The 18,426-nt window shown below is 36.7% G+C and carries 15 protein-coding genes and 2 riboswitches; of the genes, 5 read left to right on the top strand and 10 right to left on the bottom strand.

Translation table 11 applies throughout. The annotated features are described in order from the left end of the window. Window positions 1-59: 59 nt before the first annotated feature. The 10 genes from HNR52_RS05085 to HNR52_RS05130 form a co-directional block, all read right to left on the bottom strand. Complete coding sequence (locus tag HNR52_RS05085) at window positions 60-1,106, bottom strand: LacI family DNA-binding transcriptional regulator (protein WP_435619912.1); 1,047 nt, start codon at window positions 1,104-1,106, stop codon at window positions 60-62. Between the two features lie 510 nt (window positions 1,107-1,616). Further along, window positions 1,617-1,775, bottom strand: coding sequence for a hypothetical protein (locus tag HNR52_RS05090; RefSeq protein ID WP_435619879.1), 159 nt, complete (start codon window positions 1,773-1,775; stop codon window positions 1,617-1,619). Window positions 1,776-1,909: 134 nt separating this feature from the next. Then, window positions 1,910-2,140, bottom strand: a complete 231-nt coding sequence (locus HNR52_RS05095) for a VOC family protein (RefSeq protein ID WP_435619880.1) — start codon at window positions 2,138-2,140, stop codon at window positions 1,910-1,912. A 109-nt stretch (window positions 2,141-2,249) separates the two neighbouring features. Next, window positions 2,250-2,933, bottom strand: a complete 684-nt coding sequence (locus HNR52_RS05100; protein WP_435619881.1) for an anaerobic ribonucleoside-triphosphate reductase activating protein — start codon at window positions 2,931-2,933, stop codon at window positions 2,250-2,252. Further along, a complete protein-coding gene (locus HNR52_RS05105) occupies window positions 2,930-4,996 on the bottom strand; it encodes a ribonucleoside triphosphate reductase (RefSeq protein ID WP_435619913.1) in 2,067 nt (688 codons plus the stop codon). The genes HNR52_RS05100 and HNR52_RS05105 overlap by 4 nt, the downstream gene beginning before the upstream one ends. Before the next feature lie 253 nt (window positions 4,997-5,249). Then, on the bottom strand, window positions 5,250-7,385 hold the full coding sequence (locus tag HNR52_RS05110) for a sodium-translocating pyrophosphatase (RefSeq protein ID WP_435619882.1): 2,136 nt from the start codon (window positions 7,383-7,385) through the stop codon (window positions 5,250-5,252). 222 nt (window positions 7,386-7,607) lie between these two features. Continuing rightward, on the bottom strand, window positions 7,608-8,270 hold the full coding sequence (locus HNR52_RS05115; protein ID WP_435619883.1) for a potassium channel family protein: 663 nt from the start codon (window positions 8,268-8,270) through the stop codon (window positions 7,608-7,610). Between the two features lie 68 nt (window positions 8,271-8,338). Beyond that, a complete protein-coding gene (locus tag HNR52_RS05120; protein WP_435619884.1) occupies window positions 8,339-8,983 on the bottom strand; it encodes a potassium channel family protein in 645 nt (214 codons plus the stop codon). Window positions 8,984-8,992: 9 nt separating this feature from the next. After that, complete coding sequence (locus HNR52_RS05125) at window positions 8,993-11,767, bottom strand: cation-translocating P-type ATPase (RefSeq protein WP_435619885.1); 2,775 nt, start codon at window positions 11,765-11,767, stop codon at window positions 8,993-8,995. A gap of 325 nt (window positions 11,768-12,092) precedes the next feature. Continuing rightward, window positions 12,093-12,794, bottom strand: a complete 702-nt coding sequence (locus HNR52_RS05130; RefSeq protein WP_435619886.1) for a coenzyme F420-0:L-glutamate ligase — start codon at window positions 12,792-12,794, stop codon at window positions 12,093-12,095. 131 nt (window positions 12,795-12,925) lie between these two features. Between HNR52_RS05130 and HNR52_RS05135 the strand changes: the two genes are divergently transcribed. From HNR52_RS05135 to gcvPB, 5 genes are all read left to right on the top strand, one after another. Beyond that, window positions 12,926-13,813, top strand: coding sequence for an N-acetylmuramoyl-L-alanine amidase family protein (locus HNR52_RS05135; protein ID WP_435619887.1), 888 nt, complete (start codon window positions 12,926-12,928; stop codon window positions 13,811-13,813). A gap of 52 nt (window positions 13,814-13,865) precedes the next feature. Next, window positions 13,866-13,966: riboswitch (glycine riboswitch) on the top strand. 3 nt (window positions 13,967-13,969) lie between these two features. Beyond that, a riboswitch (glycine riboswitch) is annotated at window positions 13,970-14,038 on the top strand. Between the two features lie 68 nt (window positions 14,039-14,106). Continuing rightward, a complete protein-coding gene (gene gcvT, locus HNR52_RS05140; protein ID WP_492226507.1) occupies window positions 14,107-15,207 on the top strand; it encodes a glycine cleavage system aminomethyltransferase GcvT in 1,101 nt (366 codons plus the stop codon). A 12-nt stretch (window positions 15,208-15,219) separates the two neighbouring features. Beyond that, a complete protein-coding gene (gene gcvH, locus HNR52_RS05145; protein WP_013787703.1) occupies window positions 15,220-15,594 on the top strand; it encodes a glycine cleavage system protein GcvH in 375 nt (124 codons plus the stop codon). Between the two features lie 29 nt (window positions 15,595-15,623). Then, window positions 15,624-16,979: an aminomethyl-transferring glycine dehydrogenase subunit GcvPA gene (gene gcvPA, locus HNR52_RS05150; protein WP_435619889.1), complete on the top strand. Its 1,356-nt coding sequence runs from the start codon at window positions 15,624-15,626 to the stop codon at window positions 16,977-16,979. After that, window positions 16,966-18,417 (top strand): aminomethyl-transferring glycine dehydrogenase subunit GcvPB, encoded by a 1,452-nt coding sequence (gcvPB, locus tag HNR52_RS05155; protein WP_435619890.1) that lies wholly within the window; start codon window positions 16,966-16,968, stop codon window positions 18,415-18,417. Before gcvPA ends, gcvPB begins: the two co-directional genes overlap by 14 nt. Window positions 18,418-18,426 lie beyond the last annotated feature (9 nt).

Here is an 18,426-nt window from a genome sequence, read left to right on the forward strand (position 1 = left end):
CTCCTAAATTTAAATTAATTTTTGTTAGATAAGCACGTTTACATAGTTGCCTTAAATTTCTATCTTATTTCTTTTACAGATCCTCTCTCAATTAATTTAACTTCCATCCTTATATGGTCAAACGGTTCTTTAATATTATTCATCCTCCACAAGAGTTTTTGAACTGCCTTGACGCCCATTAGCTCCTTGTTTACACGAACCGTAGTCAATGGAGGATTGACAATCTTGCATATATCAATGTCATCAAAACCCACGACTGAAATATCATCAGGCACTTTCAACCCTAAAATGTTCAATGCATTATACAATGTTATAGCTGCACTGTCGTTTGAGCATACCCATGCAGTCGGTAGCTTATCCATCTTTGATATAATATTTGCCACTTCTTTGTAGTTTTTGCTTAAAACGTACTTTTCAACGCTGCCTATTACACAGTAACCAGGATTTACATTTAATATAGGGTCGATATTAAGCCCTGATGCTCTCATGGCTTCATTAAATCCAAGCCATCTTTCTTTAAAACTCAGAGAAAAGTCTATCTCTCCAAAAAATCCTATCTGCGTATGCCCTTTTTCAATGAGATATTTTGTCGCCATATAAGATCCAGGTATATTCTGAGTCAAAACTGCATCTGTATTTATCAAAAATGATGAATGATCGACTTGTACTATTGGTATTCCATAATCTAAAAGCATCCTTAAGTGTTGATCTTTTATCGTTCCTACAACTAATATTCCTGACACCTTTCTGCTTTCAACACTTTTAGGAATCTGAAAATCATCTTTATTCATAAAGTTTACCAAGATGTCAAAATTGTTTTTTCTGGCCTCATTTTCTATTCCAAGTATTACCTTTGTGTAAAAATGAGTATCGCGAAAATTTCGCTCCTCTATCAAAAGACAAATATTTTTAAAATGATTTTTGATTATGAACGATGGATTTTCATCAAAATAGCCCATTTCATCAGCGGTTTTTAAAATCAGGTTTTTTGTATCTTCGCTTACTCCAACTTTATCGTTTAGCGCTATCGATACTGCATTTACAGATATATTCAATTTTTGTGCTATATCTTTCATTGTAACCTTTTTCTTCTTGATTGCCGGCAATCTAAACACCTCGGTGTAATTTTTTCTTGCAATTTTATTATACGTTATGCTTATATAACTTTCAAGCAATTTTTACTTGAATTTAATATGATTTTGCTTGAATTAAGTGTTATATTTGATTAAATAACGATTACTAATACAATTTATACCATATCTAATATTTTGTTAAGTTTATAATTAAAGTAATTCAAGTAACCATTTAAAGAACTTTAACAACCACAAAAAAGCCGGCTTTTACTTAACCGACTTTTTGCCTTTATCTTAAACTCTATTCTCTATTAGAAGATCTAAAAGCTTTCTACCCACTTTATATCCGTAGAAGTCTTCGTATTTGGCACCATCGCGACCATGTTCTATGATCCCAAATGGCACTGGCTTTTTATCTCATGTTTAACTGGAGATTTTTCTTAATAAGTTCTTTCCTCTGCTTTACGCAATCTAAAGATCTTAGCGCATAGACTAGCTATCATCTAACACAGCCTATCTTGTCTTTTCACTTAAATGTATTTACTATTTTATACACCAATTTATGCATTCATGTAACGTCTTCAAAAACGACTCGTTTAACAGTCCATCTTCCGAATATGATGATAGACCAGAATGCCATGCAAATAAGCTTCCACCGTCTTTTACGTAGTTTACTATTTTCTTCTCTATCTCTTCTGTCATCCAGAGATTAACATTCTCTGATTGGGGATTAAATCTATTTTCTTCAAATAATATTACGCAATCAGGTTTTGATTCTAATTCCTTTTGTAACTCATCAATGTCTAAGAATCTAAGATTTACACTGCCAAGATTGTTTATGGCTCTATGTAGAGAACTTGCCCCATATCAAAAAAAGCAAGCTTTGCACGAGCATCAGATGGTTTCCCATTAAATTCTGCGTGTGACTTCTCATAGCCATCTGTCCAATTCCACTTAGGCTTTAAAACTCCAAAAAAGTCTGCAAAAGTCTTTGATGCTTCATCAATGTCTTTTACTATTATGCCTATCTGTGTGACGATGTTAGTACCTAACAAATTCTTGTCCATAAAAATCCCCCTAATAAATTTTTAATTGAACTTCCTGTAACTCATCTAATAAAATTATACACCTTCCATAATTTTTCCCAAAAAAAAGAGGAGAAAATCTCCTCTTTTTTTACCTTATCAATACCTTATCTACTTTATCTTTTAACATCTCTTTTATATTTTTCAAAAATTCAATGTCACACTGTTTTTCGCCGCACAAGTCTTTATCTAAGACACCGTCAGAATATTTGTAGGCTTGAAGCACATATCTTCTGCTGCCAGAAATCAAATCACCAATTGACGAAAAATCTTCTAAACTAAGTATATTTTCATTTACAGTTGTCCTGAATTCATAATCTATTCTGGAGTTTTTTATTAAATTAATGCTCTTTACAATCTTCTCTATATCTTCATTGTTTTTTACGAATAAACCGTATTTATTTTTAGGTGCCTTTACATCCATGGCAATGTAGTCTACCAAATCATCGTTTAAAATCCTCTCTATTACATCCGGTCGAGAACCGTTGGTATCAAGCTTAGCGCTAAACCCTAAATCCTTTATATCCTTAATAAAGTCATATAAGCCATCCCACAGCGTAGGTTCACCACCTGTTATACAAACGCCATCTATTAGATTTTTTCTTTTATCCAGATATTCTAAAAACTCAGCTTCACTCTTAACAGGTTTTTTAGATTTAATAAGCTGGCTATTGTGACAATATGGGCAAACAAAGTTACATCCACTTACAAATACCGTCGTAGCTATTTTGCCTGGATAATCTACCATAGATACAGGCAGATAATCATACATCATATTACGAATTCCTTCCTGTCAGAAAACTCCTCTCTTTTGCCTTCATTCCAGTTTTGAAGCGGCCTGTAGTATCCTACAACTCTGCTGTACACTTCACATTCATTGCCACAATATGGACAGTTAAAATGCTCTCCTGATATGTAGCCGTGGTTGTCACATATTGAAAATGTCGGCGTTATTGTGTAATAAGGAAGCCTGTAATTGTAAGCTATCTTTTTCACCAATGCTTTGCATGTATCAGGATCGCTTATGTTTTCACCTAAAAAACCATGAAATACTGTCCCGCCTGTGTATTTAGTCTGAAGCTCATCCTGCATGTCAAGGGCTGTAAATATGTCTTCTGTAAAGTCGACAGGAAGCTGCGTAGAATTAGTGTAATACGGCACATCTCCTCCTGCAGTGATGATGTCTTTGTATAACTCTTTGTCTTTTTTTGCCAATCTGTACGACGCACCTTCAGCAGGCGATGCTTCAAGGTTGTAAAGATAATTTGACTCTATCTGATAGTCTTCCAATCTATTTCTCATGAAGTCCAAAACTTCCAATGCGAAATTTCTGCCTTTTTCACTCGTAATGTCGCATCCCATGAAATTCAAAAGCGCCTCATTCATTCCTATTAAACCAATGGTATTAAAGTGATTCTGCCAATATGAGCCAAATCTTATTTTTATATCTCTTAGGTAAAATTTAGAATATGGATAAAGACCCATTTCAGTCATATTCTCCAGCACTTTTCTCTTTATCTCAAGGCTCTTTCTTGCTACATCCATTTGCTTTCCTAATCTCTCAAAAAACTCTTCTTTTGAATCGGATAAATACCCAATCCTTGGCATATTTATCGTTACAACGCCAATCGATCCTGTCAGTGGATTTGCTCCAAAAAGACCGCCACCACGCTTTCTAAGCTCTCTATTATCAAGCCTTAACCTACAACACATTGACCTTGCATCCTCTGGGTTTAGATCGCTATTTACAAAGTTGCTGAAATACGGCAATCCGTATTTTGCAGTCATCTCCATTATTTTATCGATGACAGGGCTTTCCCAATCAAAATCCTTCGTTATATTGTAAGTTGGTATTGGAAATGTGAATATCCTTCCATTTGCGTCCCCTTCCATCATAACCTCAGCAAAAGCCATATTAAGCATGTCCATTTCCTTCTGAAATTCTTTATACGATCTATTCATGGCTTTACCGCCTATTATGACAGGTTCGTCAGCCAGTATATCTGGCACCACCAGATCCATCGTTATATTTGTAAATGGAGTCTGAAAACCTACTCTTGTTGGGACATTTATGTTAAATATAAATTCTTGCAAAGATTGTTTTACTTCTTTATACGAAAGCTTGTCATAATATATAAACGGTGCCAAATAAGTATCAAAATTAGAAAATGCCTGTGCACCTGCGGCTTCTCCTTGAAGTGTATAGAAGAAGTTCACTATCTGTCCTAAAGCAGATCTAAAATGCTTTGGAGGTCTGCTTTGCACTTTTCCCTCTACACCGGTAAATCCAGATACGAGGAGGTCTTTCAAATCCCATCCACAGCAATACACAGATAAAAGGCTTAAGTCATGAATGTGCAAATCGCCATTCACATGGGCATCTCTTACTTCTTTTGGGTATATTTTATTCAGCCAGTAATTGGCCGTTATCGTACTTGCTATGTGATTGTTTAAGCCTTGGAGAGAATAGCTCATATTGCTGTTTTCATTTACTCTCCAGTCTAACTTGCCTATGTACTCGTCCACCATTTTTTCAATGTCCATAAACATATTTTTAAATTCTCTTATGTCTTGATGTTGTTTTCTGTACAATATGTAAGCTTTCGCCGCCTTTGCAAATCCATGTTTTATCAAAAATTGTTCTACAATGTCTTGAATCTCCTCTACACTTGCGCACCCTTCAAAATTATTTCCTATGTACTCTGTAACTTCTTCAGCTACCTTTAAAGCATCATTGTATTCCCCTTCGCCGACAGCTTCAAACGCCTTATTAACAGCATTTGCAATCTTCGCTCTGTCAAATTCTTCTTCTTTGCCATTTCTTTTAATTACTTTCATATTTTTATCCAATTTCAAACCCTCCATTAATTATCATCTGTAAAAATGATCCACTAAAATCCCACTTAAAAGTTAACCAAATAAGCAAACATATCTGAAATTTTCTAATATTAGCTCTATATATTGTGTTTGATTGTATTGATATATCAATATATAGTATATCATTAATACACCCTTCAGTCAATAAAATTTTTCAGAGCTCAAGACAATTAAAAAAGGTGGAGCATTAAACTCCACCTTAGCATAGATCTTTTTATCTAAACAAGGATGCAAACACAAGCGTGATAGTGCTTATAAGCTTTATCAAAACGTGTAATGATGGACCTGCAGTGTCTTTAAATGGATCACCGACTGTATCGCCTACAACACCTGCTTTATGGGCTTCAGACTTTTTGCCACCGTAATTACCTAATTCAATATATTTTTTAGCGTTATCCCAAGCACCACCACCGTTATTCAAGAACAAAGCCATTATTACACCAGATATAGTGCCAACCATCAAAAACGCTGCTGCAGATTCTTTGCCAAGCAAAATACCAACTAAGATAGGCGCCACAACGACAATAAGACCGGGGATAACCATCTCTTTCAATGCACCTTTTGTAACTATATCAACTGTTTTCGCGTAGTCTGGCTTTGATGTGCCTTCCATAATACCTGGGTTTTCTTTAAACTGCCTTCTGACTTCCAGTATGACGTACTGTGCCGCTTTACCTACAGCTCTTATAGCTGTTGAGCTAAAGAGAAATACTATCATAGCACCTATAAATGCTCCTATGAAAACCTCAGGTTTACCTATATCTACAGCAAACCAAGAATCGATAGATTTGCCTAATATCTTCTTGACTTCATCAAGATATGCAGAGAAAAGGAGGAATGTAGCCAGCGCTGCAGATCCTACTGCATAACCTTTTGTCAACGCCTTTGTCGTATTTCCACATGCATCAAGCCTATCTGTTACAAGCCTTACTGACTCAGGTGCTTCGGACATTTCAGTGATTCCACCTGCGTTGTCAGTAATAGGGCCAAAAGTATCCATTGCTAATATATAAGCAGTTGTAGACAGCATTCCCATTGTAGCTATAGCAGTACCGTAGAAGCCTGCTGTTGCTATATTAGGAAGTGCAAGCTGACCAAGCCTATATGCTATAATTATTGCTGCTGAAATAAACAGTACAGGAAGTGCCGGAGACTCCATACCTACAGAAATACCTGTAATTATATTTGTCGCAGCACCGGTTGTTGAAGCCTTTGCGATCTCTTGAACTGGTCTTTTACTCATAGATGTGTAGTAATTTGTCAAAAATACAAATACGTAGCTTAAAAGTATACCTGCAACTGCTGCACCATATAGAAGCAGATAATTTACGCTATTTCCATTTGAAAGATGACCTGATAACATAATTTTAACAGCGAAGAAAAGCACAATTATATTTATTATCGTTGTCACAAAATATCCTTTGTTTAAAGCAATCATAGGATCTTTTGATTCGTCTTTTGTGTTTACGAATACAATGCCGATAATTGAAGCGATTATTCCTATTGCACGTGCTACAAGTGGGAACAATATTCCCTTTAATCCAAAGACAGGATACAAGCCTACACCCAAAATCATAGCGCCTATATTTTCAGCGGCTGTTGATTCAAACAGGTCGGCTCCCCTACCAGCACAATCTCCAACGTTATCGCCAACCAAATCAGCGATTACTGCAGGATTTCTTGGATCATCCTCTGGAATGCCTGCTTCTACCTTGCCGACAAGGTCAGCCCCTACGTCAGCAGCTTTTGTGTATATACCACCACCTAACTGTGCGAAAAGCGCAACAAAAGAAGCGCCAAAGCCAAAGCCTACTATCAATGATGGAGCATTTTTAACTAATTCCTGCTGACCAGATGCCCCACCGTAAGCGAAAAACAAAGTTGCCACGCCAAAAAGTGATAATGCTGTAACTGCAAGGCCTGTAACAGCCCCACCTCTTAAAGCGATTTGTAAAGCCTTATTAAGACCTTTTCTTGCACCACTGGCTGCTCTTACATTTGAATTTACTGCCATGTACATACCTATGTAGCCGGATATAGCAGAGCACAAAGCCCCAGATATAAATGCCAATCCAACATGCCATGCATAGCTTATGGCAGAGCCAACACCTTCTGCCTGATGTCCATAGTAATTGGCAATTATAATTAAGACAGCAACTATCAGTGCAAGGACTGTTATCGTTTTATACTGCCTGTTTAGAAAAGCCATTGCACCTTCTTTTATGGAATCTGATATCTGCTGCATCTTCTCGTCACCTTTGTCTTGACTGAAAATAAACCTAATAAAACCAATGATGGCAAGAGCTGCAATAATAACAACTCCATAGATGATAAGTAGATAAGAATTCAATTAGACCATCTCCTTTAATAATTTATTTAATTAATATGTTTACTAAAGTATTATTTCTACACTGAATAAAAAATTCCTTCATGTTTTTAAAAAATATTTTATATTTTTTATTGACCAGTCAGTATTAATCATAGCTGATCGTATAGAACCTTAAATTGTTTTTTTGTATAAAAAAAAGACTTTGCACTATGACATATTCAGTCATTTGTGCAAAAGTCTTTCTTACTCTGCATCAAAAATATTTTTTAATGCTTCCTTGCTCTCATCGCTTACGACGCTTAAGACCTCATCACCCGGTAAGATGTATGTACTACCGTTTGGAAGCAAAACTTTGTTGTTTCTTACTATCGACATGATAACGCAGTTATTCGGCAACATTAAGTCTTTTATCATTTTATTGGCAGCATTGGAGTCTCTTTCAATGATGCTCCTTACGATAGAGATTTTCCCTTCTGAAAGATTGATTATGGTTGTAAGCCCGCTTATTTCAGCTTCTTCTTCTATTAACCTTGCAATTATCCTGGCACTGCTTACAGCCGCATCTACTCCCATATCTTTAGTGAAAAGCCAGTCATTTTTTGGATTGTTTATCCTGGATACTACTCTCGATACGCCAAACTCGTATTTTGCCAGTTGACAAATTATAAGATTGTCCTCATCATGCCCTGTGGCAGCGACAACAATATTCGTTCCTATTATTCCAGCTTTTTTTAAAACATCCGAATTACAGCCATCTCCAATCACTATGTCACACTTTAATTCTTTCCTTAGTTTATCAATCTTTGATTCATCTTTTTCAATCACGACAACTTTTTCTTGCCTTTCATTCATCAATTGAGCAAGATATAAGCCCAATCTACCAGCACCAACGATCATTATTGACATGATTATAACCTGCAATTTGGAAACATATTTATTGTTTCCGTCAGGTTTTTTCACCTCCTTACCAATATTTACATAAACATCTGTTTCATCTTTGTCTTTCCAAAAGCTGTAACGGCTATAAATATCTTATCTCCTTTTTTCACAACTGTGCTTTGTGTTGGAATTATAGCGATGCCATCTCTTACTATGCTGACTACATTCACTTCTGACGGAATTACTAAATCTTTTACGTAACGCCCATCCAAATAAGCTGAAGCTTCTGTCTCTACTATTTCCACTTCGCCACTGCCAAATGACGAAATCCTAAAAAGATCAGGATGACAAATCAAATCCTTCATCTTATTTGCACCCCATAATGTAGGAGATACAGTATTTATGCCCATTTTTCTGTATATTTCCGCTCTTATGGGGTCATATATCCTTGCCACAATAGTAGGAATATTAAATTTCTTTTTTGCAATCAAAGCCGTAACGATATTAGTGTTATCACCGTTTGTAGTTGATGCAACAGCATCTGCATGTTCAATACCTGCTTTTATTAAAGTAGCCTTATCAAAAGCAACTCCTTCAATGAACTTTCCTTTAAAAGAAGGCTTCAATCTTTTAAAGGCATTTACGTCTTTGTCTATGACTACGACACTATAGCCATCTGAATCTAACATCTGTGCCAACTCAGCTCCAAGCCTGCCACATCCAGCAACAATTATATTCATAAATCAGGCTCAAATAGAGCCTTTCACCTCCTTTTGATTTGATGCAATTTTCCTGCGAAGTATATACTTCCTTATCTCTTCAGCACCTATGAGTAATGGCATAAACGCCACGTAAAACAGCCAATTCTTAAATGGCACAGGATACGTGTCAAATATCTTCTGCAAAAACGGAACATATATAAGCAGCGCAGTTAAAACCAGCTCAAAGACCACACCAATGTTTAGCAATCTATTTTTGAAGAAACTTACACTGAACATTGAAGCAACCTCTGTACGGCATGCAAATACATTAGCTACCTGCATAATAACTATCCCCAAAAAGCTCATTGTAGCAGCCTTTCTTGCCAATGGGTCAGACAGAGGAAGCGTCATTCCCCAATGCCATCCACCGCTGTACAGAACCCAGAAATATCCAGACAAAACAGCTATTGAGCTTATTATGCCCAATAACACGTAGCCTCTTAAAAACAACGACAAATTCAGAAGCTTTTCTTTTGGCGATCTAGGTGGTCTATCCATGACACCGGGCTCAGGCGGCTCCACGCCAAGAGCAAGAGCTGGCAACGTCTCAGTACCTAAATCTATAGCCAATATCTGCATTACCGTTATAGGTACAGGAATATTAAACAGCGAAAACAAGATATATGGTATTGCCTCTGGTGTCAAGTGTGCAAAGATGTACGTTATAAACTTCCTGACGTTGTCGTAAACTGCTCTGCCTTCTTCTATAGCATTTACAATGCTGGCAAAATTATCATCTGTAAGGACCATCGTAGCCACTTCTCTTGCCACATCTGTTCCTGATTTTCCCATTGCAATGCCTATATCGGCTTTCTTTAATGCAGGCGAATCGTTGACACCATCACCTGTAACAGCCACCACTTCACCCATATCTTTCAAAGCAGCCACAACTTTCATCTTGTGTTCTGGAGCAACTCTGGCAAATATTATCTCCTTATTCTTCAATTCTTTCTTCAGATCTTCGTCAGACATCTTGTCCAATTCATTGCCTGTTATTATCCTTGGCCTTGGTCCTTTCACTATGCCTATCCTTCTTGCGATTGACTCAGCCGTCAATCCGTAGTCACCTGTTATCATGATGATCTTTATGCCAGCTTTGTGTGCCTGTTTGACAGCCAATTCGACTTCAGGCCTTGGCGGATCCATCATTGCAACTAAGCCTACAAAAATCAAGTCGTTTTCCACATTTTCAACACTATATTCTTTAATCTCATCATCTATTTTCTTATATGCCATTGCAAGCACTCTAAGGCCCGATTCAGCAAATTTATCATTTTGTTTAACTATATCATCTATATCCGACTGCTCCAATTTTTTGATGCCGTCATCGCTTAAAATGTAATTGCAAACTGATAGGGTTTCTTTTGGTGCACCTTTAGTAAATACGTAAATTTCTTTTCCATACTTATGAATAGAAGTCATCCTTTTCCGCCTTGAATCAAATGGCAGTTGAGATATTCTCGGATATTCCCTCAACATCTCTTCTAATGTAAATCCAGCTTTCTCTGCCAGCACCACCAGCGAGCCTTCTGTAGGGTCGCCTATTATTCCCCAGGAAGGGTTCTCATCTGTAGGCCTAACTAACCGGCTGTTGTTGCACAATAAACCTATTTTTAACAGCAATGAAAGTTCATTAGGAAGATTTTTGACATCTACCTTTTGGTCATCAACATAAAAGTCGCCTTTTGGTTCATATCCCACACCACTTACATTGTAATATGCCACTTTAGTCCAGATTTCTCTTACAGTCATCTCATTTTGCGTCAGTGTCCCCGTCTTGTCTGTGCAAATAACTGTTGCACCGCCTAATGTCTCAACGCTGGAAAGTTTCTTCACTAAAGCATGTCTTTTTGCCATTCGCTGTACGCCCATTGCAAGTGCTAATGTCACAGTCGGCAATAATCCCTCAGGTACATTAGCTGTTATTATACCTATTGCAAACATAAACGTATCAACCAAAGACCTTCCCATCAAAAGGCCTAAAAGGAAGAAAAATACTCCCATCACAAGAGACAAATACGCTATTACCTTTGCAACTCTCGTAAGCTGCTTTTGCAGTGGGCTTTGCTCTGCGCTTATAGTCTGTGTCAATGAAGCTATCTTGCCAAATTGGGTATTCATGCCTGTAGCGTAGACAACTGCAGTTCCAGAACCAGACGCAACATTTGTCCCCATAAAAACCAGATTTGGCGCTTGTATAAGCGATACATCTTCGTCTAAGACAACGTCAGATGTCCTTCTTACAGGCTCTGATTCCCCTGTCAATGCAGCATTAATAGTCCTCATCTCAAAAGCTTCGATGAGCCTTGCATCTGCAGGCACATGATCGCCTTCTTCAAGGTATATAACATCTCCTGGAACTAATTCACGTGCTAATATTTGTTCTTGTTGACCGTCTCTTATGACTTTCACATACGATGGCAACATCTTCTTAAGGCTTTCTGTCGCTTGTTCTGCCTTAAACTCCTGCCAGAAGCTAAACAAAGCATTTACAATTATTACAAGTATTATTGCCCATCCAAGTTGTGGCATGCCACCTACAAAAGAAAGTATGCTGGCTATCCAAAGAAGAATTGCCAATAGATGTGTAAAATTTGCTATGAATCTTGAAAACATGGATGTCTTTTTGACTTCTTTTATTTCGTTGTATCCATATTTTTCTAACCTTTTTTTGGCCTCTTCTTTTGAAATGCCTTTTATAGATGTGTCTAATTCTTTAAACAATTGATCTTCTGTCATTCTAAATATATCATCTGTTTTCAAAGCAGCAAACCTGTATCAAACAGGTTTCACACCTCCTTCTTAATCATAGTCTATATAGTAATACTTTATAGAAGTGAAAACACTTCATAAAGGCATAACTATCACCTCATACATTTTTCTCCAGTATAGCATTATTCTGCTGCATAGTTAAGCGCGAATTTAGCCTTATTATCCTCAATTAAAGCTATACAATCTTCTTCTTATCAATCTTATAGCTTATTTTGTCTTGCAATCTTCATTTATTGCATAAAATCATGGTTTTACAAAATAAAAACCATAGCAAAATCAAGCAATACAAAATTTGCTACAGTAATTTTTATATTATTTATTGATTTTGCAAAATCTCATGCAATTCTTTTTCACATCTTGTATCATCAGCAATCTCTGCGGTTTGTTCTTTATATGATTTAATTACAACAATAGGCGTCTGCTGTTCTGAATTTCCCGACGGATTGTCTAAAAAAAGCTTCTCAACGTACGATTTTGAGACACCTTTAGACGCGCCAATGCAATCAGCACAATGCAAGTCATTTGCATCGATTATAGCAGTATCGATACCTGTTTTCTGTTTTATCATATCGCATACCAAATCAGGTTCAGCAGGTCCTAATACTATGTACTCGTGATAAGGTGCCATGGTTCCTGCCACGTCATCTATAAGCGCAACTTTTCTCCCCGCTATCTTGAAAAAAAGTCCTCTTTTCTTAAATATTTTACCTATTGCACTTACAAGCGCAGCCACAAAAATCCTAAGCCAACCTACCTCGTTTATAGCACACTGCATGGCTTGTGGCGAAGTTAGGCTCCCATTCCTCCCCGTAAACCTGCATAAGACTTTAGCCAAAAATCCCACTTTTATCTCATCAGGCATATAAGCCCTTCCCTGGGTAATAGCCACAACGCTTTCCGCAATGGCTATGAGATCCCCTTCTTCTGCAATGTCTTTTGTGTATTTTGATACCACATCAACTATATCGTCATCTTTTGTTATAACATGGGTCCTTATAGGAATTTTCCCGTATGGCAATTAATATAACCCCCAATAAAACTTATTTCCATTTTCTTGATGTTGTGATATATTAAGGTTGTACATAAATAATTATATCACAAATGTATCAAATTTATGTCAACAATATAAGAAAGAAGGAGGTCTTTTATTTGAAAAGTATATTGACAAACATCAGGCTTGATACAAAAGCCGCAAATAACTGTATAAAGGAAAATAAAAGTTTAATAGGCTTTGACTTTTACACAGATATTCCGGAATACAGCGTAGAAAAATCGGACAGTGATTATATAATTGTATTTAAAGATGCTTCAATAAATATGCCAGTCGGAACATATACAGTCGATGATGGTATCGTCGATAAGATCATATTGAAGCAGGATGAAAAAAAAGTAGAGGCGACGATCAAACTGTCCATGGAATCAGATAGCGACATTAAAGTGTCAAATGGAGTACCCGCTAAGATAGATTTCTACGTTGACAGAACACCACTTAAAAAGATTTTATCAGGCAAAAAAATCGCACTAAATCCTGTACATAAAAAAACTACTAAAAGCCCTACAAATCTTTTACCTCAAGTGCCAATGAACGATATCGCAAAAAAGGTAAGTGAATTGCTTAATTTGCTAAATGCAGAGCCACATATAATAGAAAGCAATTACAGCGACTCAATTGCCATAAATGATGATGTAAAATACGATATTGCAATAAGTTTTGCAACCGAAGCATCTTTAAAAGATGAAAGCGGATTTAAGATATACTACGACGAACAAAATAACAAATCCAAAAGGCTTGCTGAAATCCTCAATAAAGCTGTAGAGCGAAAATCTCCATTGAACAATTTAGGAATACATGCAAAAAAATACAGCGATGAACTTTTTGAAATACCTATTGTGACAATTGTACCTGCCATAGAAAACAGCAGATTAGATGATGCACATTTAAGAGACATAGACTACAGAAGCAAAATTGCATTAGCAGTATTTAATGGAATACTGGAGTATTTTAAATCTAATTCTTCTTCTCCTATATTGAATTAATAAATTTGCTGCACTATAATTATAGTAGCATTATGAGTTTAATAAAATCCAGATGAGAATAGCGAGAGACACCTTTTAAGGTGGCCGAAGGAGCAATATGAAGTGGGTCACGGCTTCATAAAATCTCTCAGGCAAATTAATCGCTATTTGATGGGACTCTGGAAAGCCGTATGGCACCGATGGGGCAATACCTTTTGGTAGAAACTCTCAGGTCATGATACAGAGGAATATGATGACATTTGTCTTCATATTCCTTTTTTATTGACAAATTTAGTTAGGAAGGGATGATCCGATTGGACAGCTTAAAAAGAACCCCACTTTACGACATCCACAAAAAGTATGGTGCAAAGATGATAGATTTTGCAGGATTTGAAATGCCTGTACAGTACGAAAGTATACTTAAAGAACACGAAGCAGTAAGAAAAAATGCAGGTCTTTTTGACGTGTCACACATGGGTGAAATAATTGTGGAAGGCAAGGACTCTGAAAAATTCATAAACTACATGGTTACAAACGACATCACAAAAATTACTGAAAATCAAGCAATGTATTCTCCTATGTGCTATCATAATGGCACAACAGTAGACGATTTATTAGTGTACAAATTTTCTTATGAAAAATACATGTTAGTAGTTAATGCCAGCAATATAGATAAGGATTACAAATGGCTATGGGAAAACAAAAATGGCTTTGATGTAGAAATAAAAGATGAATCAGGGGAGATCTCAGAACTTGCTTTGCAAGGGCCAAAATCTCAAGAAATACTTGAGAAAATTACAAATTACGATTTAGACAGTTTAAAATACTACCATTTTGATTATATGGATTTAGACGGAATAAATTGCCTTGTTTCAAGGTCTGGTTATACTGGTGAAGACGGCTTCGAAATATTTTTAAAAAACGAATATGTAGCAAATATGTGGGAAAAAATCTTATCTGTCGGAGAAAATCTTGGCATAAAGCCTGCAGGCTTAGGCGCCAGAGATACACTGAGATTCGAAGCAGGACTTCCATTATACGGCAATGAACTTTCTGATGACATAACGCCATTAGAAGCTGGATTAGGTTCATTTGTTAAGCTTGATAAATCATTCATAGGGAAAGAAGCTCTTTTAAATCAAAAAGAAGAAGGACTTAAGAGGAAAATAGTAGGATTTGAAATGTCAGATAATGCTATACCGCGCCATGGTTATGATGTTTATTCAGAAGGCGAAAAGATCGGATATGTGACAACAGGATATTTATCGCCTACGCTAAAGAAAAACATAGGTATGGCGTTAATAAAAAGTCAATTTGCCACCATTGGCAATGAAATAAACATAATAATACGCAACAAGCCATATAAGGCTTTTGTGACAAGCAAAAATTTTTACAAGAAAAATTACAAAAAATAGGAGGTTATTTTTATGAAAATTTTAGAAGGTCTTTATTACTCAAAAAATCACGAATGGGTAAAAGTTGAAGGCGACAAGGCATACGTTGGAATAACTGATTTTGCTCAGCATTCATTAGGCGACATAGTCTACGCAGAACTTCCTGAAATTGATACAGCATTAAATGCAGGTGATACATTAGGCACTGTTGAATCAGTAAAAGCAGCATCCGATGTCTACTGCCCTATAAGCGGCAAAGTAGTTGAAGTAAACCAAGCCGTCGCAGACGATCCATCACTTTTAAACAGCGATCCATACGAAAACTGGATGATTTGCGTCGAAATGAATGACAAGGGTGAATTAGATCAACTTATGTCACCAGAAGAATATAGAGATTTTTGCAATTAATCAAAATTTTTCTAAAAGGAGTGGGTATAGTGCACAAATACATCCCAGCATCCAAAGCCCAACAAAGCGAAATGCTTAAATCTGTGAATGTAAAATCAATCGAAGATTTATTTGTGGACATTCCAGAGAACATAAGGTTAAATCAGAAACTTAATATATCAGAGCCGTTGTCAGAAGCAGAGCTTATAAAAAGCATGAAAGAATTGGCTAAAGATATTAAGACGACAGATGATCTTATTTGTTTCTTAGGTGCAGGCGTATACGATCATTTTATACCATCTGTTGTAAAACACATAGTATCAAAGCCTGAATTTTATACAGCTTATACGCCGTACCAACCTGAGATAAGTCAAGGTACATTGCAAGCCATATATGAGTATCAGACGATGATATGCAACTTGACTGATATGGATGTTTCAAACGCATCTATGTACGATGGTGCTACAGCTTTAAGCGAAGCTGCAAAGATGGCCTCCGTTGTTACAAACAGAAAAAAAGTGCTTGTATCATCGTCAGTTAATCCTGAAGCAAAGAAAGTACTTCGTACTTACATGAGATTTAGCGATATAGAAATTGTTGAGATAGATGATAAAGAAGGCACGATAGATGTAGATCTTTTAAAATCTTCTATTGATAGCAATACTGCAGCATTCATAGCACAAAATCCGAATTTTTTCGGCATAATAGAAGACCTCGATGATGTAGAAAGACTTGTTCATAAAAATGGTTCACTTCTCATCATGTACGTTGAACCAATATCATTGTCTATATTAAAAACACCTGGAGAAATAGGTGCAGACATAGCAGTAGGTGATGGCCAGCCTCTTGGAAATAACCTTAACTTTGGAGGCCCTCACCTGGGATTCTTTGCAACTACACAAAAATTAATGAGAAAATTGCCAGGTAGGATCATAGGAGAAACAAACGATGTAGATGGAAAAAGAGGGTTTGTATTGACGCTGCAAGCAAGAGAACAGCACATAAGGAGAGAAAAAGCCACATCAAATATTTGCACAAATCACTCACTGAACGCATTGACTGCCGCCGTATATATGGCAACACTTGGAAAAAGCGGCATTAAAGATGTTGCTTCACAGTGCTACAAAAAGGCTCATTATGCATACAATAAGCTACTAAAAACAGGAAAATTTAAGCCTCTATTTGAAAAGCCATTTTTCATGGAGTTTGCAATTAATTGTGAAAATAACGTAGATGACTTAAATGATCTTCTTTTGTCAAATGGCATAATTGGTGGTTACAACCTTGAAAAAGAGTACAAAAAGTACAAGAATTCAATGCTTGTCTGCGTCACTGAAAAAAGGACTAAGGAAGAAATTGATAAGCTTGTAAGTGTCATGGGAGGTGCAATTGATGAGCTACGATAAACTTATATTTGAAGTATCAAAACCAGGCCATACAGCGTACAGCCTTCCACCATTAGATATAGATGATTTTGAATTAGAAGAATCCATTCCAGACGAGCTTTTAAGACATACAGACTTAATCCTTCCTGAAGTCAGCGAAGTAGAGCTTGTAAGGCATTATACAAATTTATCATATAAAAACTACAGCGTCGACAAGGGATTTTATCCATTAGGGTCTTGTACTATGAAGTACAATCCAAAAGTAAATGAAGATATTGCCAGCTTTGAAGCATTTACTGATATACATCCACTGCAAAGCGAAAGCACTGTACAAGGCGCTTTAAAGCTTATGTACAATTTGCAAGAAATGCTAAAAGAAATAACAGGCATGGATGGGATAACGCTTCAGCCTGCTGCAGGAGCTCATGGAGAGCTTACTGGAATGATGATAATTAAATCATACTTTGAAAGCATCGGTGAATACAAAAGGAAAAAGATCTTAGTACCTGATTCTGCCCACGGCACAAATCCAGCCAGCGCCGCAACAGCTGGTTTTGAAGTTGTAGAGATAAAATCCGGAAATGATGGCCTTATAGACATAGATTCATTGAAATTGATGCTTAACGATGATGTAGCAGGGTTGATGCTTACAAATCCAAATACTCTCGGCCTTTTTGAAAAAAACATCATAGAAATAGCTAAGCTAGTTCATGATGCTGGAGGCCTTCTCTACTACGATGGAGCAAACATGAATGCCAACATGGGTATAACAAGACCAGGCGACATGGGATTTGACGTGGTCCACATAAATCTCCATAAGACTTTTGCAACACCACACGGTGGAGGCGGACCTGGAAGCGGACCAGTTGGCGTAAAAGGCGATCTTGTAGATTTTCTGCCTGTACCTGTTGTTGAAAAAAACAATGATAAATATTATTTTAAGTATGATTTACCGCATACAATAGGCAAAATAAGAAGTTTTTACGGAAATTTCAACGTGCTTGTCAAAGCGTACGCATATATATTGACTATGGGTGCTGAAGGACTTAAGTTTGCCAGTGAAATGGCTGTTTTAAATGCAAACTATCTTAAAGAAAAGCTTAAAAGCCACTATGATCTTCCATATGATACAATATGCAAACATGAATTTGTCTTAAGTGGCCTCAAGAATAAAGAAACTGGCATAACAACGCTCGATGTAGCAAAAAGATTGATAGATTATGGGTTCCATCCTCCTACTATCTACTTCCCTCTCATAGTAGATAGTGCACTGATGATTGAACCAACTGAGACTGAAAGCAAAGAAACTTTGGATGAATTCATAGAAGCAATGAAATCAATTGCTAAAGAAGCAGAAGAAAATCCAGAAATATTAAAGACAGCACCTCACAATACGCCTGTAAGAAGGCTTGATGAAGTAAAAGCAGCAAGAAACCCAATAGTAAAAGCCAGTGTCTAATGACACCGG

This window comes from Thermoanaerobacterium thermosulfurigenes, from assembly GCF_051201035.1.
GTDB classification, from domain to species: domain Bacteria; phylum Bacillota; class Thermoanaerobacteria; order Thermoanaerobacterales; family Thermoanaerobacteraceae; genus Thermoanaerobacterium; species Thermoanaerobacterium thermosulfurigenes.